22 protein-coding genes are annotated in these 24,843 nt (G+C 58.1%); 8 read left to right on the top strand and 14 right to left on the bottom strand.

What is annotated here, in order from left to right:
- Nucleotide 1: 1 nt before the first annotated feature.
- From ispU to rpsB, 6 genes are all read right to left on the bottom strand, one after another.
- Entirely contained in the window at nucleotides 2–760 is a 759-nt protein-coding gene (ispU, locus tag DR88_RS21635; RefSeq protein WP_002889316.1) for a (2E,6E)-farnesyl-diphosphate-specific ditrans,polycis-undecaprenyl-diphosphate synthase, read from the bottom strand.
- 237 nt (nucleotides 761–997) lie between these two features.
- On the bottom strand, nucleotides 998–2,200 hold the full coding sequence (gene ispC, locus DR88_RS21640) for a 1-deoxy-D-xylulose-5-phosphate reductoisomerase (protein WP_002889310.1): 1,203 nt from the start codon (nucleotides 2,198–2,200) through the stop codon (nucleotides 998–1,000).
- A 228-nt stretch (nucleotides 2,201–2,428) separates the two neighbouring features.
- The gene (gene frr / locus DR88_RS21645) at nucleotides 2,429–2,986 is read right to left on the bottom strand and encodes a ribosome recycling factor (protein WP_002889308.1); all 558 of its coding nucleotides are present in this window, start codon (nucleotides 2,984–2,986) and stop codon (nucleotides 2,429–2,431) included.
- 150 nt (nucleotides 2,987–3,136) lie between these two features.
- On the bottom strand, nucleotides 3,137–3,862 hold the full coding sequence (gene pyrH / locus DR88_RS21650; protein ID WP_002889306.1) for a UMP kinase: 726 nt from the start codon (nucleotides 3,860–3,862) through the stop codon (nucleotides 3,137–3,139).
- A gap of 149 nt (nucleotides 3,863–4,011) precedes the next feature.
- Nucleotides 4,012–4,863, bottom strand: a complete 852-nt coding sequence (gene tsf, locus DR88_RS21655) for a translation elongation factor Ts (protein ID WP_004151930.1) — start codon at nucleotides 4,861–4,863, stop codon at nucleotides 4,012–4,014.
- Between the two features lie 119 nt (nucleotides 4,864–4,982).
- Nucleotides 4,983–5,708 (bottom strand): 30S ribosomal protein S2, encoded by a 726-nt coding sequence (rpsB, locus tag DR88_RS21660; protein ID WP_002889299.1) that lies wholly within the window; start codon nucleotides 5,706–5,708, stop codon nucleotides 4,983–4,985.
- Between the two features lie 322 nt (nucleotides 5,709–6,030).
- Here rpsB and map point away from each other — a divergent pair, with 322 nt between their 5' ends.
- The 4 genes from map (at nucleotide 6,031) to DR88_RS21680 (ending at nucleotide 10,895) form a co-directional block, all read left to right on the top strand.
- Nucleotides 6,031–6,825 (top strand): type I methionyl aminopeptidase, encoded by a 795-nt coding sequence (gene map, locus DR88_RS21665; RefSeq protein WP_011977676.1) that lies wholly within the window; start codon nucleotides 6,031–6,033, stop codon nucleotides 6,823–6,825.
- Between the two features lie 57 nt (nucleotides 6,826–6,882).
- On the top strand, nucleotides 6,883–9,546 hold the full coding sequence (glnD, locus tag DR88_RS21670) for a bifunctional uridylyltransferase/uridylyl-removing protein GlnD (protein ID WP_004147140.1): 2,664 nt from the start codon (nucleotides 6,883–6,885) through the stop codon (nucleotides 9,544–9,546).
- Nucleotides 9,547–9,576: 30 nt separating this feature from the next.
- A complete protein-coding gene (gene dapD, locus DR88_RS21675) occupies nucleotides 9,577–10,401 on the top strand; it encodes a 2,3,4,5-tetrahydropyridine-2,6-dicarboxylate N-succinyltransferase (protein ID WP_002889295.1) in 825 nt (274 codons plus the stop codon).
- Between the two features lie 107 nt (nucleotides 10,402–10,508).
- Nucleotides 10,509–10,895, top strand: coding sequence for a DUF3461 family protein (locus DR88_RS21680; protein WP_002889292.1), 387 nt, complete (start codon nucleotides 10,509–10,511; stop codon nucleotides 10,893–10,895).
- A gap of 118 nt (nucleotides 10,896–11,013) precedes the next feature.
- On the opposite strand, the gene cdaR is transcribed toward DR88_RS21680, so the two are convergent.
- From cdaR to dgt, 3 genes are all read right to left on the bottom strand, one after another.
- Nucleotides 11,014–12,171, bottom strand: a complete 1,158-nt coding sequence (gene cdaR / locus DR88_RS21685) for a DNA-binding transcriptional regulator CdaR (protein ID WP_002889289.1) — start codon at nucleotides 12,169–12,171, stop codon at nucleotides 11,014–11,016.
- Between the two features lie 166 nt (nucleotides 12,172–12,337).
- Nucleotides 12,338–13,771, bottom strand: coding sequence for a serine endoprotease DegP (gene degP / locus DR88_RS21690; protein WP_004177363.1), 1,434 nt, complete (start codon nucleotides 13,769–13,771; stop codon nucleotides 12,338–12,340).
- 134 nt (nucleotides 13,772–13,905) lie between these two features.
- On the bottom strand, nucleotides 13,906–15,420 hold the full coding sequence (gene dgt / locus DR88_RS21695) for a dGTPase (RefSeq protein WP_004145871.1): 1,515 nt from the start codon (nucleotides 15,418–15,420) through the stop codon (nucleotides 13,906–13,908).
- Nucleotides 15,421–15,503: 83 nt separating this feature from the next.
- On the opposite strand from dgt, the gene mtnN reads away from it, so the two are divergent.
- Genes mtnN through DR88_RS21710 form a run of 3 tightly spaced genes read left to right on the top strand, consistent with a single transcriptional unit; the run spans nucleotide 15,504 to nucleotide 17,655 of the window.
- On the top strand, nucleotides 15,504–16,202 hold the full coding sequence (gene mtnN, locus DR88_RS21700; RefSeq protein WP_002889282.1) for a 5'-methylthioadenosine/S-adenosylhomocysteine nucleosidase: 699 nt from the start codon (nucleotides 15,504–15,506) through the stop codon (nucleotides 16,200–16,202).
- On the top strand, nucleotides 16,195–16,995 hold the full coding sequence (gene btuF, locus DR88_RS21705) for a vitamin B12 ABC transporter substrate-binding protein BtuF (RefSeq protein ID WP_025861982.1): 801 nt from the start codon (nucleotides 16,195–16,197) through the stop codon (nucleotides 16,993–16,995). The genes mtnN and btuF overlap by 8 nt, the downstream gene beginning before the upstream one ends.
- Before the next feature lie 36 nt (nucleotides 16,996–17,031).
- On the top strand, nucleotides 17,032–17,655 hold the full coding sequence (locus DR88_RS21710; protein WP_002889277.1) for a TRIC cation channel family protein: 624 nt from the start codon (nucleotides 17,032–17,034) through the stop codon (nucleotides 17,653–17,655).
- Between the two features lie 71 nt (nucleotides 17,656–17,726).
- Here DR88_RS21710 and erpA read toward each other — a convergent pair whose 3' ends face one another.
- On the bottom strand, nucleotides 17,727–18,071 hold the full coding sequence (gene erpA, locus DR88_RS21715) for an iron-sulfur cluster insertion protein ErpA (RefSeq protein ID WP_002889275.1): 345 nt from the start codon (nucleotides 18,069–18,071) through the stop codon (nucleotides 17,727–17,729).
- 81 nt (nucleotides 18,072–18,152) lie between these two features.
- Nucleotides 18,153–19,571, bottom strand: coding sequence for a H(+)/Cl(-) exchange transporter ClcA (gene clcA, locus DR88_RS21720; RefSeq protein ID WP_032444007.1), 1,419 nt, complete (start codon nucleotides 19,569–19,571; stop codon nucleotides 18,153–18,155).
- Nucleotides 19,572–19,751: 180 nt separating this feature from the next.
- Between clcA and hemL the strand changes: the two genes are divergently transcribed.
- The gene (gene hemL / locus DR88_RS21725) at nucleotides 19,752–21,032 is read left to right on the top strand and encodes a glutamate-1-semialdehyde 2,1-aminomutase (RefSeq protein ID WP_002889272.1); all 1,281 of its coding nucleotides are present in this window, start codon (nucleotides 19,752–19,754) and stop codon (nucleotides 21,030–21,032) included.
- 136 nt (nucleotides 21,033–21,168) lie between these two features.
- Here the strand turns inward: hemL and fhuB are convergent, their stop codons facing one another.
- From fhuB to fhuC, 3 genes are read right to left on the bottom strand one after another with little or no spacing between them, the layout of a single operon-like run.
- Nucleotides 21,169–23,151: a Fe(3+)-hydroxamate ABC transporter permease FhuB gene (fhuB, locus tag DR88_RS21730; protein WP_004147134.1), complete on the bottom strand. Its 1,983-nt coding sequence runs from the start codon at nucleotides 23,149–23,151 to the stop codon at nucleotides 21,169–21,171.
- Entirely contained in the window at nucleotides 23,148–24,038 is an 891-nt protein-coding gene (fhuD, locus tag DR88_RS21735; protein ID WP_004147133.1) for a Fe(3+)-hydroxamate ABC transporter substrate-binding protein FhuD, read from the bottom strand. Before fhuD ends, fhuB begins: the two co-directional genes overlap by 4 nt.
- Nucleotides 24,038–24,835: a Fe3+-hydroxamate ABC transporter ATP-binding protein FhuC gene (gene fhuC, locus DR88_RS21740; protein WP_025862195.1), complete on the bottom strand. Its 798-nt coding sequence runs from the start codon at nucleotides 24,833–24,835 to the stop codon at nucleotides 24,038–24,040. Before fhuC ends, fhuD begins: the two co-directional genes overlap by 1 nt.
- Nucleotides 24,836–24,843: the final 8 nt, after the last annotated feature.

Here is a 24,843-nt window from a genome sequence, read left to right as displayed (position 1 = left end):
ATCAGGCATGACTGCCACCCGGCTCAGTGCCGCCGAAACGACGCTCTCGATTAACAAAGGCATGGAGTGCACCTTCAAAGTCCTGTTCAGCAAAATCGGGCCAAAGAACATCCGTAAAGTAAAGTTCGGCATAGGCAATTTGCCAAATCAGAAAGTTACTTATTCGGTGCTCTCCCCCGGTCCTAATAACTAAATCAACGGGAGCCAGTTCATGCATGCAGACCTGCTGACTCAGCATGTCTTCCGTGATCTGCTCAGGCAGCAGCGTCCCGTCCTGTACCTGTTTCGCCAGCAAACGAACGCCCTGGGTAATATCCCAGCGACCGCCGTAATTGGCTGCAATATTCAGCGTTAAGCCGGTATTGTTTGCGGTTAGCGCTTCCGCTTTGCGGATCCGCTCCTGCAGGCGCGCATTGAAGCGCGTGGTGTCGCCAATAATCCGCAGACGCACATTGTGTCGGTGCAGGCTTTTGACTTCGCTATCCAGCGCCCAGACGAACAGTTCCATCAGCGCACTGACTTCCTGAGCCGGACGGTTCCAGTTTTCGCTGCTGAACGCGTATAACGTTAACGCCTCAATCCCATTATTCGCCGCGAAGGAGACCGCGCGACGCACGGATTTCGCACCGGCCTTATGCCCGAAAGCGCGAATTTTACCTTGCCGTTTCGCCCAACGGCCGTTGCCATCCATAATAATGGCGACATGACGGCAGCCATGGGTGGGCGATATTTCGCTGACAGTTTGATTAGCAGACAACATCACGCGTTTTAAGTCCATAATAAGGATTAACTAGCCACCAAACAGAGGCCACCGGGCCGCGCTGGATACGCATTTTTATCCGGTGCCGGGGCTGCAGCCAATCGCAGAGAACAACCAAAAGCTTTACGCAAAAAAGCCGTGTTTTGTCACGGCCACCGTAATCTTTAACAACAAAATGCAACGATCGGGTGGCGCAGACTATATCACCGAAGCCTTGCGCCCACAAATATCACCGCGTTACGCCTGCGCAACCAACCGCTGCAGCTGCTGGTGAGCGATTGCGCGCGCCTCGGCGTCGATAACCAGAACATCATCAATGCTTTGCGGCTCCTGCAGGTCCATCTTATCCAGCACCGCCAGGTTAACCGCCGCAATATCGGTAAAGCGGATATCGCCATGCAGAAACGCGGCAACCGACTCTTCATTAGCCGCATTCAGCGTCGTGGTCGCGGCCTGGCCGACGTCAAACGCGTCCATCGCCAGCTTCAGGCACGGATATCGCGTATAGTCCGGCGCGGAGAAGCTCAGATTGCTCAACTGACAGAAGTCCAGCGGTTTAACGCCGGAATTCAGTCGCTGCGGCCAGCCCATGGTATGGGCGATCGGCGTACGCATATCCGGCTCCCCAAGCTGGGCCAGCACGCTGCCATCCTGATAGCGAACCATCGAGTGGATCACCGACTGCGGATGGATCAGCACTTCCATCTGCTGGGCCGAGGCGTTAAACAGCCAGCGCGCTTCAATATATTCCAGGCCTTTGTTCATCATCGTGGCCGAATCGACGGAGATCTTGCGCCCCATCGACCAGTTGGGATGACGGCAGGCCTGATCCGGGGTCATCGCCGCCAGTTCAGCCACGGCCGTCTCGCGGAAAGGCCCACCGGAGCCGGTCAGCAGGATTGACGAGACGCCATTCCGGGCAAGATCAGCGTATCCCAGATGCTGCTGAATTGTCTCCGGCATACTCTGAAAAATAGCGTTATGCTCGCTATCGACCGGTAGCAATCGCGCCCCCGACTGTTGCACCGCCTCCATGAATAAGCGACCGCAGGTCACCAGCGACTCTTTATTCGCTAACAATACCGTTTTCCCGGCGCGGATCGCCGCCAGCGTCGGCACCAGTCCCGCCGCGCCGACGATTGCCGCCATGACCTGATCGACCTCATCCAGCGCCGCGACCTCTGCCGCCGCCTGCTGGCCGCTCAGCACCTCGGTGCGACTGCCATGCTCATGCAGACGGGTGCGCAACCGCTCAGCGCTTTGCGCATCGTCCATCACCGCGTAACGGGGGGTAAATTCCAGGCATTGTTCAACCATACGGTCAACGTTTTTCCCCGCGACCAGCGCGGCGACGGAAAAGCGACCAGGGTTATGGCGCACCACGTCCAGCGTGCTACAGCCAATGGAGCCGGTCGAACCGAGAACGGTTAATTGCTTCATGAGACGTCCAGAAGAGTGGAAACAGAATAAAAAGCAAAACGCCGCCAGCAAGCCCCTACGCAGCAACTATCGGGGATAAGGCGGCGGCATTAGGCCTTCAACTAAGCGCTAAAGGCTACAAGGCCAGCGGTCGCAACGCAATCCCGAGAATTGAGCGTACAGTCTTCTGTACGGCGTTTCAGATTTTACTCAGGCCAGAGCCTGTCTGGCCCGAGTAAGGGCAGAGCATTAGAACTGCATCAGTTCCGCTTCTTTGTCTGCCAGCGCCGCGTCAACTTTTTTGATGGCGGCGTCAGTCATTTTCTGCACGTCGTCCTGAGAACGGCGATCGTCATCTTCGCTGATCTCTTTTTCTTTCAGCAGCGCTTTGACTTTATCGTTGGCGTCACGGCGAACGTTACGCACGGCAACGCGCGCCTGCTCGGCTTCACCACGCACGATCTTGGTCAGGTCTTTACGACGCTCTTCGGTCAGCGGCGGCAGCGGGACACGAATATCGCTGCCGGCAGAGCTTGGGTTCAGACCGAGGTCGGAGGCCATGATCGCTTTTTCAACGGCCGCGGACATAGAACGGTCAAAGACGTTGATTTTCAGGGTACGGGAGTCTTCGACGGTGACGCTGGCCAGCTGGCGCAGCGGGGTCGGAGTACCGTAGTATTCAACAACAATCCCGTCCAGCAGGCTCGGAGAAGCACGACCCGTGCGAATTTTGCTGATTTGGTTTTTGAATGCTTCGACGCATTTTTCCATGCGGATTTCAGCATCTTTTCTGATATCGCTAATCACGTTACGAATCCTTGAAAGCTTGTCTCAGTCAGACCAGACGGGGCACCCGTCGGAAAATGAGCTAAGTATAGTCAGATTTAATGAAAATCACCGGGCAATATCCCCGCGAAAGTAAAGCGGAATATTACCCGGATTTGGCGCTGACGGGAATTATTCCGTGATCAATGTGCCTTCTTTTTCGCCCATCACCACGCGACGCAGGGCGCCAGGTTTGTTCATGTTGAAGACGCGAATCGGTAATTTATGGTCACGCGCCAGGGTGAAGGCCGCCAGATCCATGACTTTCAGCTCTTTTTCCAGAACTTCGCTGTAGGTCAGCTGATCGTACATGGTGGCAGAAGGATCTTTTGCCGGGTCAGCGGTGAATACGCCGTCAACCTTGGTGGCTTTCAGCACCACATCGGCTTCAATTTCGATACCGCGCAGGCAGGCTGCGGAATCGGTGGTAAAGAACGGGTTGCCGGTACCAGCGGAGAGGATCACTACGCGGTTGTTGCGCAGCAGGCTGATGGCCTCTGCCCAGCTGTAGTTGTCGCATACGCCGTTCAGCGGGATGGCGGACATCAGACGAGCGTTCACATAGGCGCGGTGGAGCGCATCACGCATTGCGAGGCCGTTCATGACCGTTGCCAGCATGCCCATGTGGTCGCCCACAACGCGGTTCATACCCGCTTTCGCCAGACCAGCACCACGGAACAGGTTACCGCCACCAATTACTACGCCAACCTGAATACCCAGCTCAACCAGCTCTTTGATCTCCTGAGCCATGCGGTCAAGTATGCTTGCATCAATACCGAAGCCTTCTGAGCCCTGCAGCGCTTCGCCACTTAATTTCAGCAGAATACGTTTGTAGACGGGTTTTGCATTGGTAGCCATGTTTCTTTCCTGAGACTGTCAACGAATGAGATGTGATAATTCCGGCGACATTGTATGTCGCATTTCAGCGCGGCCACTATAAGCAGTTGGCTGAATTTACAAAATGGGCGCAAAAAGAAGCCGCCCTCAGGCGGCTCCTTTTTTAAAAATTAAGACTGCTTGGACATCGCAGCAACTTCTGCTGCAAAGTCAGTCTCAACTTTCTCAATGCCTTCGCCCACTTCAAAGCGGATGAAGCCAGTCACGTCAGCGTTGTGCTCTTTCAGCAGCTGGCCAACAGATTTGCTCGGCTCCATAACGAAAGGCTGACCAGTCAGAGAAACTTCGCCGGTGAATTTCTTCATGCGGCCTTCAACCATTTTCTCTGCGATTTCTTTCGGCTTACCGGACTGCATCGCGATGTCCAGCTGAACCTGGTACTCTTTCTCTACCACTTCAGCAGACACGTCTTCCGGCTTAACGAATTCCGGCTTGCTTGCAGCAACGTGCATTGCCAGCTGCTTAACCAGCTCTTCGTCAGCGCCTTTAGCGGCAACCAGAACGCCGATACGCGCACCGTGCTGGTAGCTGCCCAGAACGTCGCCTTCCAGAACAGCGATACGACGGATGTTGATGTTCTCGCCGATTTTAGCAACCAGCGCAACACGTTCTTCTTCGAACTGCGCTTTCAGAACTTCAACGTCGGAGATTTTACCTGCAACAGCGGCGTCCAGTACTTTGTCGGCAAATGCCTGGAAACCACCATCTTTAGCAACGAAGTCAGTCTGGCAGTTAACTTCCAGAATGTAACCGTAGTTGCCTTCGATTTTGGTTTTGATCACGCCGTCAGCAGCCACGTTGCCTGCTTTCTTCGCCGCTTTGATCGCGCCGGATTTACGCATGTTTTCGATTGCCAGCTCGATGTCGCCATTCGCTTCAGTCAGCGCTTTTTTGCAATCCATCATGCCTGCGCCAGTACGTTCGCGCAGCTCTTTTACCAGGGAAGCGGTAATTTCAGCCATTCTAAAATCCTCGGGAGATGTGGATACTGCCCGGCCAACGGCCAAACAGCGTAAATTGAAAAAAGGGGCCGATAATGGGCCCCTATTCATACACGGTACTAATAAGGGCTTAAACCTTATTATTCAGCTTCTACGAAGCTTTCTTCCGCCTGAGAAGCCAGGTCCTGAGAGCGACCTTCACGAACGGTAGCAGCAACAGCGCCCAGGTACAGGCTTACTGCGCGGATTGCATCGTCGTTACCCGGGATAACGAAGTCTACGCCGTCCGGATCAGAGTTGGTATCAACGATAGCAAATACCGGGATGCCCAGGTTGTTTGCTTCTTTGATAGCGATGTGCTCGTGGTCAGCGTCGATAACGAACAGTGCGTCCGGCAGGCCGCCCATATCTTTGATACCGCCCAGGCTGTTTTCCAGCTTGTCCAGCTCACGAGTGCGCATCAGCGCTTCTTTCTTGGTCAGCTTGTCGAAAGTACCGTCCTGGGACTGAGTTTCCAGGTCTTTCAGACGTTTGATGGACTGACGAACGGTTTTCCAGTTAGTCAGCATACCGCCCAGCCAGCGATGGTTCACGAAGAACTGATCGCAGCTCAGAGCAGCGTCTTTTACCGCTTCGCTTGCAGCGCGCTTAGTACCAACGAAAAGGATTTTACCTTTACGAGCAGCGATCTTGTTCAGTTCAGCCAGAGCTTCGTTGAACATCGGTACGGTTTTCTCAAGGTTGATGATGTGAACTTTGTTACGCGCGCCGAAGATGAAAGGCTTCATTTTCGGGTTCCAGTAACGGGTCTGGTGACCGAAGTGAACACCAGCCTTGAGCATGTCGCGCATGGAAACAGTTGCCATGTTTAAAACCTCTATAGATTAAATTGGGGTTATGCCTCCACGTATCCCATATTACCGACCCCGAAGGGCACCCCGGAATATGTGCCGATACGTGTGTGTTATTACACAAAGTGAGCTATGTCGCTTACGTCCATCCTTGTGTATCTGAGATGGAACGGAAGTCCGGCGCGCTTTATACCACAAAATCCATCCAGACACCAACTCTTGTTGACGTCGCGTGCTGTTAATGATTCTCAGTTTGGCACCAGCCTGCCCGGACTGTTACCATTGACAGGACTTACTCTATTATTGTCGAAAATATCGACACTGCTGGACATACTCCATGGCTATCTCTATTAAGACATCTGAAGACATCGAAAAAATGCGCGTTGCCGGCCGCCTGGCCGCCGAAGTGCTGGAAATGATCGAACCCTACGTAAAACCGGGCGTCAGCACCGGCGAACTGGACCGCATCTGTAACGACTATATCGTTAACGAGCAGAAGGCCATTTCCGCCTGCCTCGGCTATCACGGCTATCCGAAATCCGTCTGCATTTCGGTCAATGAAGTGGTCTGTCACGGTATCCCTGATGACGGCAAGCTGCTGAAAGATGGCGATATCGTGAATATCGACGTGACCGTCATTAAAGATGATTTCCATGGCGATACCTCCAAAATGTTTATCGTCGGCAAACCGACGATTCTCGGCGAGCGCCTGTGCCGCATCACTCAGGAAAGCCTGTACCTGGCGCTGAGAATGGTGAAGCCAGGCATCAACCTGCGCGCGATCGGCGCGGCGATCCAGAAATTTGTGGAAGCCGAAGGTTTCTCCGTGGTTCGCGAGTACTGCGGGCACGGTATCGGCCGCGGCTTCCATGAAGAACCTCAGGTGCTGCACTACGATTCGCCGGAGACCAACGTCGTACTCAAACCAGGCATGACCTTCACCATCGAGCCGATGGTCAACGCCGGTAAAAAAGAGATCCGCAGCATGAAAGACGGCTGGACGGTGAAAACCAAAGACCGGAGCTTGTCTGCGCAGTACGAGCATACTATTGTGGTGACAGACAACGGCTGCGAAATTCTGACGCTACGCAAGGATGACACCATCCCGGCGATAATCTCGCACGATGAATGATGAAAAGCCGGCGCCCGCCGGCTTTTTTATTAGATAGTTTTTTCTTATGGTGACGCGATGAGCAACTCATTACCTGACACAGCCTCCCCTCTCCTGCCCGTCCCGCCGGAACACCCGGTGAGTTGGCCGCAGGGCGATCTGAACTGTGCCGCAATCAAGGCGCACATCGATACCTTCCAGCACTGGCTGGGCGAGGCGTTTGACTCCGGCATCGTCGCGGAGCAGCTCATCGCGGCGCGCACCGAATTTATCGACCAGTTGCTGCAGCGATTATGGATCGCCTGCGGTTTTGAATCCGTCAGCGACCTGGCGCTGGTCGCCGTCGGCGGCTATGGCCGTGGCGAACTGCACCCGCTCTCAGACGTCGATCTGCTGATCCTCAGTCGTAAAAAACTGCCGGACGACCAGGCGCAAAAAGTCGGCGAACTACTCACCCTGCTGTGGGACGTCAAGCTGGAGGTGGGCCACAGCGTACGCACCCTCGAAGAGTGCCTGCTGGAAGGTCTCTCGGATCTGACCGTTGCCACCAACTTAATCGAATCGCGCCTGCTGATCGGCGACGTCGCGCTGTTCCTTGAACTGCAAAAACATATTTTTAGCGACGGCTTCTGGCCATCGGAAAAGTTCTTCGCCGCCAAGGTCGAAGAGCAGAACGTCCGTCATCAGCGCTATCATGGCACCAGCTATAACCTCGAGCCGGACGTGAAAAGCAGCCCCGGCGGCTTGCGCGATATCCATACGCTACAGTGGGTGGCTCGCCGCCATTTCGGCGCCACCTCAATGGATGAGATGGTCGGCTTCGGCTTTCTGACCGAAGCCGAGCGCAATGAACTCAATGAGTGTCTGCATCAGCTGTGGCACATCCGTTTCGCGCTGCATCTCGAACTCACGCGCTATGACAACCGTCTGCTTTTCGACCGCCAGCTCAGCGTGGCCCGCCGGCTAGGCTATGAAGGCGACGGCAACCAGCCGATTGAACACATGATGAAGGACTTCTTCCGCGTTACCCGCCGGGTGAGCGAGCTGAATCAGATGCTGCTTCAGCTGTTTGAGGAGGCTATCCTCGCCCTGACCGAGGATGAAAAACCACGCCCGATCGATGATGATTTCCAGCTGCGAGGCACCCTTATCGATCTGCGTGACGACACGCTGTTTATTCGCGAACCGCAGGCCATTCTGCGCATGTTTTATATCATGGTGCGCAACAGCACCATCACCGGCATCTACTCAACGACGTTGCGCCATCTGCGCCACGCCCGCCGTCATCTCACCCAGCCGCTGTGCTATATCCCGGAGGCGCGCACGCTCTTTCTCAGTATGCTGCGCCATCAGGGGGCGGTAAGTCGCGGGCTGCTGCCGATGCATCGCCACAGCGTACTGTGGGCCTATATGCCGCAGTGGTCGCATATCGTCGGCCAGATGCAGTTCGACCTGTTTCACGCCTACACCGTCGATGAACACACCGTCCGGGTGATGCTCAAGCTGGAAAGCTTTGCCAAAGAAGAAACCCGCAGCCGCCACCCGCTGTGCGTGGAGCTGTGGCCGCGCTTAACGCACCCGGAGCTGATCTTAATTGCCGCCCTGTTCCACGACATCGCCAAAGGGCGCGGCGGCGACCACTCGATCCTCGGCGCGCAGGATGTGCTGAAGTTTGCCGAGCTGCACGGGCTGAACTCGCGCGAAACGCAGCTGGTCGCCTGGCTGGTGCGTCACCACCTGCTGATGTCGGTCACCGCCCAGCGGCGCGATATTCAGGATCCGGAGGTGATTAAGCAGTTCGCCGAGGAGGTGCAAACGGAAAATCGTCTGCGCTATCTGGTGTGTCTGACCGTCGCCGATATCTGCGCCACCAACGAAACCTTGTGGAACAGCTGGAAGCAGAGCCTGCTGCGTGAACTCTATTTCGCCACCGAGAAGCAGCTGCGTCGCGGCATGCAAAGCACCCCGGACATGCGCGAACGAGTGCGTCACCATCAGCTGCAGGCGCTGGCCCTGCTGCGGATGGACAATATTAATGAAGAGGCGCTGCATCAGATCTGGAACCGCTGCCGCGCCAACTATTTCGTGCGACATACGCCGACGCAGCTCGCCTGGCACGCCCGCAACCTGCTGCGCCACGATCTGAATAAGCCGATGATCCTGCTGAGCTCGCAGGCCACCCGCGGCGGTACGGAGATTTTTATCTGGAGCCCGGATCGCCCTTACCTGTTCGCCGCGGTGTGTGGCGAACTTGACCGTCGCAACCTCAGCGTCCACGACGCGCAGATCTTCACCACCCGCGACGGTATGGCGATGGATACCTTTATCGTCCTTGAGCCCGACGGCAGCCCCCTTTCCGCCGACCGCCACGAGGCGATCCGCCAGGGGCTGGAGCAGACCATCACTCAGCGCAGCTGGCAGCCTCCGGCCCCGCGTCGTCAGGCGGCAAAGCTACGCCATTTTTCCGTGGACACCGAGGTGAATTTCCTGCCGACCCATACCGACCGAAAATCGTTTCTGGAGCTGATAGCGCTCGACCAGCCCGGGCTGCTCGCCCGCGTCGGGCAGGTGTTCGCCGACCTCGGGATATCGCTTCACGGGGCGCGAATTACGACAATTGGTGAGCGAGTAGAAGATTTATTTATAATCGCCACCGCCGACCGGCGTGCCCTTAATAATGAGCTGCAACAAGAAGTGCAACAACGGTTGACAGCGGCCCTCAATCCAAACGATAAAGGGTGACGTATTTTTTTTAGTAAATGGAAAGAAACAATGCAGCAGTTACAGAACGTTATTGAGTCCGCTTTCGAGCGTCGCGCCGACATTACGCCGGCTAATGTGGATACCGTGACCCGCGAAGCGGTTAACCAGGTTATCGCCCTTCTTGATTCCGGCGCGCTGCGCGTCGCTGAGAAGATCGACGGTCAGTGGGTGACGCATCAGTGGCTGAAGAAGGCGGTACTGCTCTCTTTCCGTATTAACGATAACCAGGTTATCGATGGTGCGGAAAGCCGCTACTTCGATAAAGTGCCGATGAAATTCGCTGACTACGACGAAGCGCGTTTCCAGAAAGAAGGTTTCCGCGTGGTGCCGCCGGCCGCCGTGCGCCAGGGCGCGTTCATCGCCCGCAACACTGTGCTGATGCCGTCCTACGTTAACATCGGCGCCTACGTTGACGAAGGCACCATGGTTGATACCTGGGCCACCGTCGGCTCCTGCGCGCAGATCGGTAAAAACGTGCATCTGTCCGGCGGTGTCGGCATCGGTGGCGTACTGGAGCCGCTGCAGGCGAACCCGACCATCATCGAAGATAACTGCTTCATCGGCGCGCGCTCTGAAGTGGTTGAAGGGGTGATTGTCGAAGAAGGCTCCGTCATCTCCATGGGCGTTTACCTCGGTCAGAGCACCAAAATCTACGATCGCGAAACCGGCGAAGTCTTCTACGGCCGCGTACCGGCTGGCTCGGTGGTGGTCTCAGGCAACCTGCCGTCGAAAGATGGTAAATACAGCCTGTACTGCGCGGTGATTGTGAAGAAAGTCGATGCCAAAACCCGCGGCAAGGTCGGCATTAACGAACTGCTGCGCACCATCGACTAAAGCAAATAAAAAGCGGGAGATATCCCGCTTTTTTTATATTTGATGCTGGCGAAAATGGATTTTTTCGTTAATTATTCAATGGTTATGATGCTATCAAAGGTACCGTTATGTACGATAATCTGAAAAGTCTTGGCATTACCAACCCTGATGAGATCGATCGCTATAGCCTGCGGCAGGAAGCTAACAACGATATTCTGAAAATCTATTTTCAGAAAGACAAAGGCGAATTCTTCGCCAAGAGCGTGAAGTTCAAATATCCGCGTCAGCGCAAAACCGTCGTCGCCGACGGCGTCGGCCAGGGCTACAAAGAGGTCCAAGAGATCAGCCCCAATCTGCGCTACGTTATCGACGAGCTGGATCAGATCTGCCAGCGCGATCGCACTGAAATCGATCTCAAGCGTAAAATCCTCGACGATTTACGCCATCTGGAAAGCGTGGTCACCAATAAGATCAGCGAAATCGAAGCCGATCTGGAAAAGCTCACCCGTAAGTAAGAGCATCCCGGCGGCGCGTTGCCTGGCCGGGCTGGTGGTCTCTATCCACTCCAAACAGCATGCATCGTCCAGCCCGGGTATGGCGCGTCGCTGCCCGGCATTTTTTTGCCTCCACGTCTTAGCGTTGTTCGTCCAGCTGCAGCGCGATATACAGCAGCAGCCTGTCGTCAAAGCTACCGAGATCCAGGCCGGTCAGCTCCGAGATACGGTTCAACCGGTACTCCAGCGTATTGCGATGAATAAACAGCGCCTTTGACGTCGCCAGCGGCTGCACGTTATGGCGAAACCACGCCTGCAGCGTCCGCCGCAGCAGCCCGTTGTTGTCCATGGCCTTCAAACGCGCCAGCGGACGGGCCAGCTCATTGGCCTGCCAGCCGCCGCGCAGGCTGTCAAGCAGCACCGGCAGCATTAGATCCTGATAGAAATAACTGCGGCTCTCCGGCATCCGCTGCTTGCCAACCATCATCGTCGTCCGTGCGGTACGGTAAGAGCGGGCGATACTTCCTGGGCCGGTGAAGAAGTTGCCCAGCGCCACGCGAAAGCGCAGCTGGCCATTCTCTTTCATCCTGGCGATAAGCTGCTCGACGCGCCGGACGTGATCGTCAGCGTCCCAGCGGCCAAAGCTGTTCAGCGCCGGTTTCAGCACCACCATTTCCGTGAGCGAGACAATGGCCACCAGATTATTGCGATCGGGGGTGGTCAGCGCGTTCTGTAACTGTTGCAGTTCCGCCATCGCGCTGTCCACGCCGAGCTGACCGCTGTCTACCTCAATCATCGCCACCACGCGCGGCTGATTGAGATCGATGCCTAAACGCTGAGCCCATTCGTTCAGCGCCGGGGTATGCTCTTCCGCCTGAATCAGGTTCATCACCAGCTCTTCGCGCAGACGGCTGTCCTGGGCCAGGAGATGCATCAGCCGCGACTGCTCCAGCATCATCTCTGCTGTCATGCACACCAGCTCGCCATATTTTCGCAGCGACTCCGGCTCGCCGGTCAGGCCGATCACCCCGACGATCTCCCCCTCCAGGCGCAGCGGCAGGTTAATCCCCTGGCGAACCCCGTGCAGATGGCGAGCGACCGCGTCGTCGATATCCACCACCCGCCCCTGGGAGAGGACCAGCAGCGCGCCTTCGTGCAATTCACCAATCCTTTCCCGATCGCCGCTGCCGATGATCCGCCCGCGGGCATCCATCACGTTGATATTGGTATCGATGATGCGCATGGTCCGCGCCACAATATCCTGCGCCATTTTGGTATCAAGATGCCAGCCAGCCATGTAGTCCTCCCCTTTGCTGGGCACCAGCATAAAAGAGTCATCGTCGCGCTGCATTGTGCATTTGCACTAAGCCGGGGTGAGATATGTGGAGTTGTGGGGGCGGTCACAGAACGAAAAAAGCCCCTGCCCTCGGCGAGGGAAGGGGCTGGGAAGCGAGCGCTGGCGGTTACTGCAACAGCAGATAGATAGAGGCGTCGCCGCGCTGAATGTTCAGCGCCAGTACGGACGGTTTGGCGTCGAAGATTTTCCGCAGATCGGCGATGTTTTTCACCGGCTGCTGATTCGCCCCGACGATGACGTCGCCTTTCTTGAGGCCAATCTGTGCCGCCGGGGTACCGGCTTTCACATTATTGACCACCACGCCCTTATCCTGACCCTTATTGCTCATTTCCGCCCCTTCAATCCCGTTGAAGATGGTGCTGGAGTCAACCTGGGTCTGGTTGCTCTGCTGCAGTTCGACGGTCACGGTCACCGGTTTGCCGTCGCGCAGCAGACCAAGCTCAACTTTGCTGCCGATAGGCATGGTGCCGACCTGGGCACGCAACGCGGCGAAGCTGCTGATCGCTTTCCCGTTGAGGGAGGTGATGACATCGCCGGCTTTAATGCCCGCTTTCGCGGCCGCCGAACCTGGCATTACCTGGCTGACGAAGGCCCCGCGCTGGGCATCGACTTTCATCGCTTTCGCCAGCTCAGAGTTCAGTTCGGTGCCCATAATGCCGAGCTCACCGCGTTTCACCTGGCCATATTTCACCATCTGCTCGGTCAGGTTTTTCACCATGTTGCTCGGGATAGCAAAACCGATACCGATGTTGCCGCCGTCCGGCGCCAGAATGGCGGTGTTGATACCGATCAGCTCGCCGTTGAGGTTCACCAGCGCGCCGCCGGAGTTCCCGCGGTTAATCGCCGCATCGGTCTGGATAAAGTTTTCGTAGTTTTCCACGTTGAGGCCGCTACGGCCCAGCGCGGAGACAATCCCGGAGGTCACGGTTTCGCCCAGACCGAACGGGTTGCCGATAGCCACGGTGTAATCACCGACGCGCAGCGCATCGGAGTCGGCAAGCTTAATCGCCGTCAGGTTTTTTGGCTCCTGAATCTGAATCAGCGCGATATCAGAGCGCGGATCTTTGCCGACGACTTTGGCATCAAACTTACGGCCATCGCTCAGCTGAACCTTAATCGTGGTGGCGTTGTCCACGACGTGGTTGTTGGTCACCACATACCCTTTGGCGGCATCAATGATGACGCCGGAGCCCAGCGCCATAAATTTCTGCTGCTGGCCGCCGTCAGGCTGACCGCCCTGTCCGCCGCCCTGGCAAAACGGCGAACTCTGGAAAGGAGAACCATCCTGGCAGAACGGCGAATTATCGCCAAAGAACTGCTGGAAGTTGCGTGGCATCCGTGGAGTATTAACGGTGGTGCTACCTTCAACGTTAATGCTCACCACCGACGGCATCACCTTCTCCAGCATCGGGGCCAGGCTTGGCATCTGCTGTGCATTAGTGGCCGAAGATGCCGTTTCTGCCGCGCTCGCAGAGAGCGGGGACAACGCCAGACCTAAACTCAGAGCCAGTGCACTCATTGCTAACGTGGTTTTTTTCATCAGTTTCAATCTCAATATCAGGTAACGAAAGTTGCTGTGTACGTGACTATCAGAGTCATTTTATAACGCTAAGTTCCGGAATTAAGTTTCTGGAAAAAGTAAAAATTTATTGTCCATCTTTACAAAACTCCAGCCTATTCCACCGCCATGAGACGCCGATATTCATCCCACGCATACAAATCCGTCATCCCGCTGATATAGTCCTGAATCAGACGGCAGCGATAATAGTATTCCATCAGCGCAAATTCGGGCGCCGTACGCGCCAGTTTATTTACCGCTTCAACATAGGCCAGCCGGTGACGGGTCGAAAGTTTCTGATACAGCCGGGAGGCAATGGGTAAACGTCGTACCCGCTCCTGCGCTACTAATTCGCTGAAATCCTCCAGCGATAATTTCAGCAGCGGCTGATAGATATCCAACAGGCCGCTGATCACCCGGTAGCCCTGCAATTCCAGCTGCTCAACATCCGGATGGCTAAAGACCTGTTTCATCGCCACATTTTTATAGAGCTCCAGTAGCTGACTGCAATCGCTGTCGTCCTCCAGCAACGCATGATTAAAGTCCCCTGTGAAGATTGCCGGTAGGTTGTCAATAAATCGGCGCGCCGCGTAGGGCACCAGCTTATTCAGCGTATTCACCCGCAAATACATAAAAAACTGATCTTCCGCGCTCTGCTTCAGATAATTGGCTCGCGATTTCTCCCAGGCATTTTCTACTACCTGCGAAAATAACGAGCCTTTTTCATGACTGCCCCAGGCGTCGTAAAGATGCTGATAGAGCTGTTCTGCGCTAAAAATACGTTTTTCCACCGCGTCCTCGAGATCCGCGACGCAATATGAGATGTCATCCGCAGCCTCCATAATCCAGGTTAATGGAAACCGATTGTAAGGCGCGAGATCCAGTTCTTTACGCAAACGCGCGACATACTCTTCTTCGGCTAAATAATAGCCAGGTTTCTTCATTAAATAACTGTGGCTGGCCGGCGTCTCCTCAGACCACCACGCCGGACGAGTATATTTCAGGATACATCCCACCTGCGCCCAGGTCAGGTTCATACGCATTAGCGTATGGACCAGACGAATGCCCTGCGCGTTGCCCTCAAAGCTGCAGAGATCCTGGCGCACTTTACGGCGCAGCGCATTAAGCGATGTCTCTCCGTCATGCAGGCGTAAGGCCTGCACTTCGCAGCGATCGTCGGTCAGCGGCTGCCCGAGCGCATCGCCGGGCGCCAGGCGCTGACGGAACCAGTCGTTAATCGCCGCTTCGCCAAAATGGCCAAACGGGGGATTGCCGATATCGTGCATCAGGCAGGCCATCTCCACCACGCTCTCGAATGGCCCGGTCAGCTCTTCCAGGCCATACTCTTCCAGCAGCCTCAGCTCTTTCAGCCGGCTCAGCACCTCTTTGGCGATATAGCGCCCCACCTGCTGCACCTCCAGCGAGTGGGTCAGGCGAGTGCGCACCGCCGCGTTGCGCTCGAGCGGGAAGACCTGAGTTTTTTGCTGCAGGCGGCGGATTGCCGGCGAGTTGACGATCCGTCCCCGATCGCTTTCAAAGATCCGCAGGATGTCGCGCTCCGTCTCCACCCGCGGCGGCGAACGGAAGCGTCGACGCCAGTTTATCTTGTTGCGAAAATCAATCTTTGCCATAGCCTCTCCCGCGCGAGCAATACGCTTCCCCTTAAGCGCATGATAGACTATGCAACTAAACCTGACACATCGCGAGTAAATCTATGAAAATTGGCATTATTGGCGCTATGGAAGAAGAAGTTACCCTTCTGCGCGACAAAATCGAAAACCGCCAGACCATCACCATTGGCGGAAGCGAAATCTATACCGGCCAACTTCACGGCGTTGACGTCGCTCTGCTGAAGTCTGGTATCGGAAAAGTAGCGGCGGCGATGGGCGCGACCCTGCTGCTGGAGCGCTGCCAGCCTGACGTGATCATTAATACCGGTTCTGCCGGCGGCCTGGCGTCGACGCTGAAGGTCGGCGATATCGTCGTCTCCGATGAAGCGCGCTACCACGACGCCGACGTCACCGCCTTCGGCTATGAATACGGCCAGCTCCCTGGCTGCCCGGCGGGTTTTAAGGCGGATGAAAAACTGGTGGCCGCCGCAGAGAGCTGCATTAAAGCGTTAGATCTCAACGCCGTTCGCGGCCTCATCGTTAGCGGGGATGCCTTCATTAACGGCTCTGTCGGTCTGGCGAAGATCCGCCATAATTTCCCGCAGGCGATCGCCGTGGAAATGGAAGCGACCGCCATCGCCCACGTCTGCCATAACTTTAAGGTTCCCTTCGTGGTGGTTCGCGCTATCTCCGACGTGGCCGACCAGCAGTCCCACCTCAGCTTTGAGGAGTTCCTTGCGGTCGCCGCCAGACAGTCCACCCTGATGGTGGAGAATCTGGTACAGAACCTGGCACGTGGCTAAGTCGCTATCCTTCGCGCTTGCCGCGCTGCTGTTACTCGCCCCGGCGTGGCTTCTGGCCGCGCCGCGGGTGATCACCCTCTCCCCCGCCAATACCGAACTGGCCTTTGCCGCCGGGATCACGCCGGTCGGCGTCAGCAGCTATTCCGATTATCCTTCGCAGGCCAAAACGATCGAACAGGTTGCCAGCTGGCAGGGAATGAACCTGGAACGCATCGTGGCGCTCAAGCCAGACGTGGTGCTGGCCTGGCGCGGGGGCAATGCCGAACGCCAGGTTAACCAGCTGCAGTCTCTGGGTATTCACGTCCTGTGGGTACAGACCTCGACCATAGAAGAGATCATCGCTACCCTGCGTGAGCTGGCGCAGTGGAGCCCGCAGCCGGAAAAAGCACAGCAGGCGGCGCAGGCGATGCAGCAGGAATACGATGCGTTGAAAGCGCGCTATGCCAACGCGCCGAAGAAACGCGTCTTCCTGCAGTTCGGCTCCGTACCGCTGTTCACCAGCGGCCCCGGTTCGATTCAGGATCAGGTGCTAAGGCTTTGCGGCGGCGAGAATATCTTCGCCACCAGCCGCGTTCCCTGGCCGCAGGTGAGCCGCGAACAGGTGCTGGCCCGCCAGCCGCAGGCGATCGTGGTCACCGGGGATGCCAGCCGCATTGCCGAAGCGCAGCGCTTTTGGCAACATCAGCTCACCATTTCGTTGATTGCGTTACACAGCGACTGGTTTGAACGCGCCGGCCCACGTATTATCCTCGCCGCCAAACAACTTTGTGCGGCGCTTGACCAGGTAAAATAATCATCCGGCACACCGGATGTTCAGTGGGAATCAACGATGCTTGTCTATTGGCTGGATATTATTGGCACAGCTGTCTTCGCGATCTCCGGCGTACTGCTGGCCGGAAAACTGCGTATGGACCCATTCGGCGTGCTGGTGTTAGGGGTAGTGACGGCGGTAGGCGGCGGGACCATCCGCGACATGGCGCTGGCGAATGGCCCGGTATTCTGGGTCAAAGATCCCACCGATCTGGTGGTGGCGATGGTCACCAGCATGCTGACCATCCTGCTGGTCCGCCAGCCTCGCCGGCTGCCGAAATGGATCCTGCCCGTTCTTGATGCCGTCGGTCTGGCGGTGTTTGTCGGCATTGGCGTCAATAAAGCTTTTCTCGCTGGCAGCGGCCCGCTGGTCGCGGTGTGCATGGGGGTGGTGACCGGCGTCGGCGGCGGGATTATTCGCGACGTGCTGGCGCGGGAAATTCCTATGATTCTGCGTACCGAAATCTACGCCACCGCCTGTATCGTCGGCGGTATTGTCCACGCCACGGCACACGACACCTTTCATCTCCCGCTGGAGAATTCGGCAATGATGGGGATGGTGGTCACCCTGGTAATTCGTCTGGCGGCTATTCGCTGGCATCTGAAGCTGCCGACGTTTGCCCTGGACGATAACGGTCGGTAATAAAAGCAAAACGGTAACCTTAAGGTTACCGTTTTTAGGGTTTGCTCCCTCCCGCTGGGGGAGAACTCGCTTTAAACGCTGAACGAGGAGCCGCAGCCGCAGGTGCTTTTCGCGTTCGGATTGGTCACGATAAAGCGCGAACCTTCCAGCCCTTCGGTATAGTCGACCGAGCCGCCGACCAGATACTGCAGGCTCATCGGGTCAACCACCAGGCCGACGCCCTGTTTCTCAATGGTCATATCCCCTTCGTTCACCTGATCGTCAAAGGTGAAGCCATACTGGAAACCGCTGCAACCGCCGCCGGTGATATACACGCGCAGTTTCAGGTTCGGATTATCTTCATCCGCAATCAGGTGTTTTACTTTATTGGCTGCGGCTTCGGTAAACTCCAGCGGCAACGCTACGTCATCACTCATTTTCTGCTCCCATTGATACTTCCGGCCGGTTAAAGAATAACCGGACCTTTTGAGCCATTATCTAATACCCTGGTAAATCGTTCAAGTATTCTCCCGGGGAGCCTGCTGCGCTTTTGCCGCCTGCTCGGCTTCCTGCTTCGCCAGAGTACGCTGCAGAATGGTCGAATACAAAGGCTTACCGCCGAGGAATTGCGCCAGTAGTGTTGCGCCAAGGCAGGTAATAATCATTGGCAAAATGAGCTGATAGTTATCGGTCATCTCCAGCACCAGCACGATCCCGGTCAGCGGCGCACGCACCGAGGCGGCGAGCAGCGCTCCCATACCGGCAATCGCGAAGGTGCCGGCATCGAGATGGTAGGCCGGAAACAGCGGAATAGCCGCCATGCCGAACGCCGTGCCCAGCAGCGTGCCGAGCGCCAACATAGGCGCGAAAATCCCCCCTGGCGCGCCGGAAGAGAAGCAGATCAGCGTGGTCACCACGCGGGCAATAAAGATAAACAGCAGCAGTCCGACGGAGAAGTTACCGGCAGCGGCGATAGGGATCAAGTTAAAGCCACCGCCCACCGCGGAGGGCTGCATCAGCCCCAGCAGACCGCAGAGCCCGCCGATTAATCCGCCAATAAACACCCATTTTTTGATGTTGCCGCCGTGGATGCGCTGGAACAGATCCTGAGTGCGCAGCACCAGAAAATTAAACAGCGGGCCAAAGCAGCCAAACAGCATGCCCAGCACCAGATACAGCCATAGGGTATTTACCGGGACGTTGCTTAGTTTACCCACCTCAATGATCGCCGCTTCGCCGTTGAAAATGCGAAACACAATGCTCGACATGATCACGCCGGTAAACACCGCTTTAATGGAGATCAGATTGTAGCGGAACTGCGGGCGCATCTCTTCGATGATAAACAGAATACCGGCCAGCGGCGCATTAAAGGCCGCCGAAAGCCCCGACGCCGCACCGGTCGCCAACAGCGTATGCCGCGCTTCCGGACTGCGCATGCGGAAAACGTCCAGCACCATGCGCCCAATGTTGCCGCCAAGCTGTACCATCGGTCCTTCACGACCCAGCACCATCCCGGCGCCAAGGGTCCCCATGCCGCCAACGAATTTCACCGGCAGCACGCGCCACCAGCGCACCGGCCGCAGCTCCTCCAGCGCGCCCTCAATTTCCGGAATCCCGGAGCCGCCGGCCTCCGGCGCAAAGCGACGCACCAGAAAATAGCCGACCATCGCCAGCAGCGCCGACAGGATAAACGCCAGCGGCCAGACCAGATACCAGTGGTCCGCCACCTGCGCCAGCGCGCCGATCCGCTGGTTCTGCACCCAGTTCACGCTCTTTTCAAAGGCGACGCCCACCAGCCCCGCCAGCGTGCCGACCACTGCCGCCATAAACAGCACCGCCAGCGGCGTTTTATCGCGTTGAATCAGACGGCGCACCGCATCGCCGCGACGCACCCGCACAAACTGATGTGCTTCAAAAGAGGGAGTTTCTGCTTTCATGCCGTTATCAATTATTGGTAATACAAATGAAGAGAGCGGCATTTTAGCCGTCCCGGCGCGCTGCGTCGTCAAAAAAATGCCCTTGCGGCACATTGTTTCAATTGGGCAAAACTTTCATAACCATCCTGGAATAACTTAGAATAGCCGATAAAACATTTTTCACGAACCAGGACCCTGGCCATGAGCAAATCTGAAAATCTGTACCACGCTGCGCGCGAACTGATCCCCGGCGGCGTTAACTCGCCGGTGCGCGCTTTCACCGGCGTCGGCGGCACACCGCTGTTTATCGAACGCGCGGATGGCGCTTACCTCTATGACGTGGATGGGAAAGCCTATATCGATTATGTCGGTTCCTGGGGTCCGATGGTGCTGGGCCACAACCACCCGGCTATTCGCAATGCGGTGATCGAGGCGGCATCCCGCGGCCTGAGCTTTGGCGCGCCGACCGAAATGGAAGTGAAAATGGCGGCCCTGGTGACCGAGCTGGTGCCGACCATGGATATGGTGCGGATGGTGAACTCCGGTACCGAAGCCACCATGAGCGCCATTCGCCTGGCGCGCGGCTTCACCGGACGCGACAAAATCATTAAGTTCGAAGGCTGCTACCACGGCCATGCCGACTGCCTGCTGGTGAAAGCCGGTTCCGGCGCGTTGACCCTCGGCCAGCCGAACTCGCCGGGCGTCCCGGCCGATTTCGCCAAACATACCCTGACCTGCACTTATAACGACCTCGCCTCGGTGCGCGCGGCGTTCGAGCAGTATCCGCAGGAGATCGCCTGCATCATCGTCGAGCCGGTGGCCGGAAATATGAACTGCATTCCGCCGCAGCCGGAATTCCTGCCGGGCCTGCGCGCCCTGTGCGACGAATTTGGCGCCCTGCTGATTATCGACGAAGTGATGACCGGCTTCCGCGTGGCGCTGGCAGGCGCTCAGGCTTACTACGGCGTGGAGCCGGATCTGACCTGTCTGGGGAAAATCATCGGCGGCGGGATGCCGGTAGGCGCCTTCGGCGGCCGCCGTGAGGTGATGGATGCCCTGGCTCCCACCGGTCCGGTCTATCAGGCGGGCACCCTCTCCGGCAACCCGATCGCCATGGCGGCTGGCTTCGCCTGCCTGAACGAAGTGGCGCAGCCGGGGGTCCATGAAACCCTGACTGAACTGACTAACCAGCTGGCGCAAGGCCTGCTGGATGCGGCACGTGACGCCGGGATCCCGCTGGTGGTCAATAACGTCGGCGGCATGTTCGGCATCTTCTTTACCGATGCCGAAACCGTCACCTGCTATCAGGACGTGGTGAAGTGCGACGTTGAACGCTTCAAGCGCTTCTTCCATCTGATGCTGGAGGAAGGCGTGTACCTGGCGCCGTCAGCGTTTGAGGCCGGCTTTATGTCCGTGGCCCACAGCGAAGAAGATATCGACAACACCATCGACGCCGCGCGTCGGGTATTTGCCAAGCTGTAAGGTGCTTGAATGCCTGGTGGCGCAGGGATTTTCCCGGAGGAGGCGCATTGCGCCTTATCCGGGCTACCAAATCGCACAGCGCTGTAGCCCCGGTAAGCGATAGCGCCACCGGGGATGTTGAAGCCATCCAGGACCGTTAGCGACTCTGCTTTCTCAGCAAATAAATAAAGTAAGGCGCGCCGATAAAGGTCGACAGTAGCCCCGCCGGGATCTGATACGGGAACATCATCATCCGTCCGCACCAGTCGGCGAAGACCAGCAGCAGCCCGCCAGTCAGCCCTGAAATCACCATATGCGGTAGGGTTCGCCGGAAGCCCATCATCCGCGCGATATGCGGCGCCATCAGCCCGACAAAGCTCAGCGGGCCGATGGTCAGCGTCGCCGCCGCCGTCAGGCAGGCCGCCAGCAGCAGCAGAACAATCCGCGATGACGTCAGCGCCATGCCCACCGCTCGCGCCGCCTCCCCGCCCAGCGGCAGGATGGTTAACCAGCGACGACAGAGCGGCGCCAGCGCCAGCAGCGCCAGCATTACCGCGCCGCTACGCACCACCCTCTCCGGCGTCGCGCTATATGTCGACCCCGAGATCCACGTCAGGATCTGCGCCATACGCGGATCGCCGCTGGCCTGCAGCATCATCAGCAGCATAGTGAAGGCGGTGCTCAGCGCCATCCCCGCCAGCAGCATCCGATGCGGCGAGAAGCCGCCGCGCCCGGCGGCGAGCATAATGATCAGCAAGGTGGCCGCCGCGCCAAGGCTGCCGGCCGGCAGCAGCCAGCCAAAGGCGTCGCCAGGCACGAAGAACAGCATCAGCACCACGCCAAAAGCCGCGCCGGAGCTGATGCCCAGCACTTCCGGGCTGGCCATCGGGTTGCCGGTCAGGCGCTGGATAATACAGCCGGCGACCGCCAGCATGACCCCGGCGAACAGCGCCGACAGCACCCGCGGCCAGCGCCAGGGCAGCAGTTGCTCCAGCAGATCGCCGTGGGCCCACAGCCAGCCGTGGGCATCGCGACCAAAGGCCAGCGCCACGCTCACCGCCAGCAGCAGCAACGCGACGCCTGCGAGAACAAACCATTGCACATGATAGCGCTCAGGCTGCACATTATCGCCGCCGTTCATCACCGGGGCGCTGATGCTGCGCAACCGCGGCAGCAGCCACAGCAGCAGCGGCGCGCCAATCAGGGCGGTGACCGAGCCGGTGGAGACTTCCCGCCATACCCGGCTCAGCCAGAGGATCACCTGATCGGAAAGCCACAGGAGCAGCGCGCCGATCAGCGCCGCCAGCAGCAGCCGCGCCAGCAGCCGACGGGCGCCAAGCATTTTCGCCAGCAGCGGCGCGAACAGGCCGATAAAGCCGATAATCCCTACCGCGTTCACCAGCAACGCGCTGATGACGATCGCCAGCGTCAGGGCGCCGAGGCGCGCCAGGGACAGCGCCAGCCCGAGGTTACGCGCCACCCCGTCATCGAGCCCCATCAGGGTCAGCGGCCGCAGCAGCAGCAAGGTGAGTATTGCCCCGCCAAGCAGCTGCGGCCACAGGCGCTGCGCCACGCTCCAGTCGGTCTGCGTCAGCGTCCCGGTGCTCCACAGGAACATGCTTTGCAGCTGGTCGTGATGGAAAATCACCATCAGCTGGTTAAGCGCGCCACAGTAAAGGCTGACCACCAGCCCCGCCAGGATCAGCGTTACCGGCGACAGGCGCTTGCCCCACGAGACGCCAAACACCAGCGCGCCCACCAGACAGGCCCCGGCCAGCGCGGCGAATTGCGACGCCAGCACGCCGGGAATAGCCCATAACGTGGTGACCGTTATCCCCAGCTGCGCACCGGTGGCGACGCCAAGGGTGGTCGGTTCCGCCAGCGGATTACGCAGCACCTGCTGGAACAGGACACCAACCAGTCCCAGCCCGGCGCCCACCAGCAGCGCAACAGCCAGTCTCGGTAACAAACTGTAATGAAACAGCATTTGGGCAATATCATCGACATCCGGCTGCCACAGCGCCTGCCGCCACTGCGCATAGGGCAAGGCGACATTGAGGTTGACGATGCTCAGCGCGAAGGCGACGCCCAGCAGCCCGGCCAGCAGGATAATAGCTAACGGCGAGAGACGCGTATTCATGCCGGACTCCCCTGGGCATCAGCCAGCACGCGGGCAAAATGCATCGCTGACAGCGTCGCGCCGTAGAACCAAACCGCCGGAACGCGCTGGAAGCGGCCCGCGCGCACGAAGGGCATCGCCTGCCATAGCGGCGTCGCCAGCAGTTGAGCCATATCTCGCTCATTGCCATGGTCGAAACAGATGACATCGGCTTCGTTAAATGCCGCCAGCCTGTCGATGCCAACGCTAACGCTTCCCCAGAATGCCGCTTCGCCGTGCCAGGCGTTTTTAATACCAAAGCGATCAAGCACCTCCTGGAACAGGCAGTTTTCGCCAAACACCAGCACGTGGCGGGGATCGAGCAGAGAGATCATCAGCAGCGGACGATCGCCGCGCCCGGCAAAACGCGGACGCAGGCTCTCCATCAGCGCGTCGAACTCCGCCAGATGGCGCTTCGCCTGCTGCGTTTTGCCCAGCAGATCGGCCATTTCCAGTAGCGAACGCTGGGCCATCGCCAGCGGCCGTTTGCCGTCGCTGAAGGTGAAACCGCGGCCGGGCGCGATACGCGCCAGCTTCTCCGGCGACGGGCCGTAGCCCGCCGACCAGACGATAAACGACGGTTTCATCTGCGTCAGCAGTTCAAGGTTGGGTTCGGTACGCAGACCAACATCGATCACCGAGTCGGGCAGCGCGGGTTCGTTCACCCACAAGCGATAGTTGGGAATATCGGCCACGCCATAGGGCGTCACGCCGAGCGCCAGCAGCAGCTCCGCGGGCAGCCACTCCAGGGCGACCACGCGCTGCGGGTCGACGTCGGCCGCCTGCGCGCCGCGCATCTGCCACAGCAGCGGCGAGAGCGCCATCGCGATCAGCAGGCGGCGTCGGGTTATCAGAGTTGGGTTCATCATCAATAGACAAAGCTTACCGGCGCCGCACCGGCCGGGTGTGGCAGGATCCCCATCGGGATGCCGTAGATCTGTTCCAGAGTGTCGCTGCGCATCAGTTCCGCCGGCGTCCCCTGAGCAATCATTTCTCCGCCGCGCAGGGCCACCAGATAGTCGCAATAGCGGGCCGCCATATTAATATCGTGCAGGACGGCGATCACCGTCAGGCCGCGCTGCTGGCTGAGACGATGCACCAGCGCCAGAACATCGACTTGATGAGCAATATCCAGCGCCGAGGTGGGTTCATCGAGCAGCAGGCAGCGACTGTCCTGCGCCACCAGCATGGCGATCCACGCCCGCTGGCGTTCACCGCCGGAGAGGCTGTCCACCAGACGATGAGCGAGCGGCTTCAGCCCCACCAGCGCAATCGCCTCTTCTACTTTCTCACGGTCCGCTGCGCCAAAGCGACCCAGCGCGCCGTGCCATGGATAGCGGCCGATCGCCACCAGCTCGCGCACCGTCATACCTTCGGCCGGCGGCAGCTGCTGCGGCAGATAGGCCACTTTGCGGGCAAAGGCTTTGCTGCCCCAGCTCTCCAGCGGCTGCCCGTCCAGCAGCACTTCGCCTGCGGAGGGCGGCTGATGACGGCCAAGCATTTTCAGTAACGTCGATTTGCCGGAGCCATTATGGCCGATCAGGCCTGTGACTTTTCCGGTCGGGAAGGTGAGCGAGAGCGGATGGAGCAATGTGCGGCCAGGCACACGGAAAGTGACGCGATCCAGCTCGAAGGTGGTTTCTGCGTGCGGAGTCTGTTCCTGCATAGCGATAA

The sequence above is a fragment of the Klebsiella pneumoniae genome (assembly GCF_000742135.1).
Classification (GTDB): Bacteria; Pseudomonadota; Gammaproteobacteria; order Enterobacterales; family Enterobacteriaceae; genus Klebsiella; species Klebsiella pneumoniae.
The sequence above is the reverse complement of the archived record's forward strand: the minus strand, read 5'-3'. Positions and strand labels throughout refer to the sequence as shown.

Coding starts and splice junctions, on each gene's coding strand:
- ispU (WP_002889316.1), bottom strand. CDS start 760: ATGTTGTCTGCTAATCAAACTGTCAGCGAAATATCGCCCACCCATGGC.
- dapD (WP_002889295.1), top strand. CDS start 9,577: ATGCAGCAGTTACAGAACGTTATTGAGTCCGCTTTCGAGCGTCGCGCC.
- DR88_RS21680 (WP_002889292.1), top strand. CDS start 10,509: ATGTACGATAATCTGAAAAGTCTTGGCATTACCAACCCTGATGAGATC.
- fhuC (WP_025862195.1), bottom strand. CDS start 24,835: ATGCAGGAACAGACTCCGCACGCAGAAACCACCTTCGAGCTGGATCGC.
- cdaR (WP_002889289.1), bottom strand. CDS start 12,171: ATGGCTGGCTGGCATCTTGATACCAAAATGGCGCAGGATATTGTGGCG.
- erpA (WP_002889275.1), bottom strand. CDS start 18,071: ATGAGTGATGACGTAGCGTTGCCGCTGGAGTTTACCGAAGCCGCAGCC.
- ispC (WP_002889310.1), bottom strand. CDS start 2,200: ATGAAGCAATTAACCGTTCTCGGTTCGACCGGCTCCATTGGCTGTAGC.
- fhuD (WP_004147133.1), bottom strand. CDS start 24,038: ATGATGAACCCAACTCTGATAACCCGACGCCGCCTGCTGATCGCGATG.
- hemL (WP_002889272.1), top strand. CDS start 19,752: ATGAGCAAATCTGAAAATCTGTACCACGCTGCGCGCGAACTGATCCCC.
- clcA (WP_032444007.1), bottom strand. CDS start 19,571: ATGAAAGCAGAAACTCCCTCTTTTGAAGCACATCAGTTTGTGCGGGTG.
- pyrH (WP_002889306.1), bottom strand. CDS start 3,862: ATGGCTACCAATGCAAAACCCGTCTACAAACGTATTCTGCTGAAATTA.
- rpsB (WP_002889299.1), bottom strand. CDS start 5,708: ATGGCAACTGTTTCCATGCGCGACATGCTCAAGGCTGGTGTTCACTTC.
- map (WP_011977676.1), top strand. CDS start 6,031: ATGGCTATCTCTATTAAGACATCTGAAGACATCGAAAAAATGCGCGTT.
- fhuB (WP_004147134.1), bottom strand. CDS start 23,151: ATGAATACGCGTCTCTCGCCGTTAGCTATTATCCTGCTGGCCGGGCTG.
- glnD (WP_004147140.1), top strand. CDS start 6,883: ATGAGCAACTCATTACCTGACACAGCCTCCCCTCTCCTGCCCGTCCCG.
- mtnN (WP_002889282.1), top strand. CDS start 15,504: ATGAAAATTGGCATTATTGGCGCTATGGAAGAAGAAGTTACCCTTCTG.
- tsf (WP_004151930.1), bottom strand. CDS start 4,863: ATGGCTGAAATTACCGCTTCCCTGGTAAAAGAGCTGCGCGAACGTACT.
- dgt (WP_004145871.1), bottom strand. CDS start 15,420: ATGGCAAAGATTGATTTTCGCAACAAGATAAACTGGCGTCGACGCTTC.
- DR88_RS21710 (WP_002889277.1), top strand. CDS start 17,032: ATGCTTGTCTATTGGCTGGATATTATTGGCACAGCTGTCTTCGCGATC.
- degP (WP_004177363.1), bottom strand. CDS start 13,771: ATGAAAAAAACCACGTTAGCAATGAGTGCACTGGCTCTGAGTTTAGGT.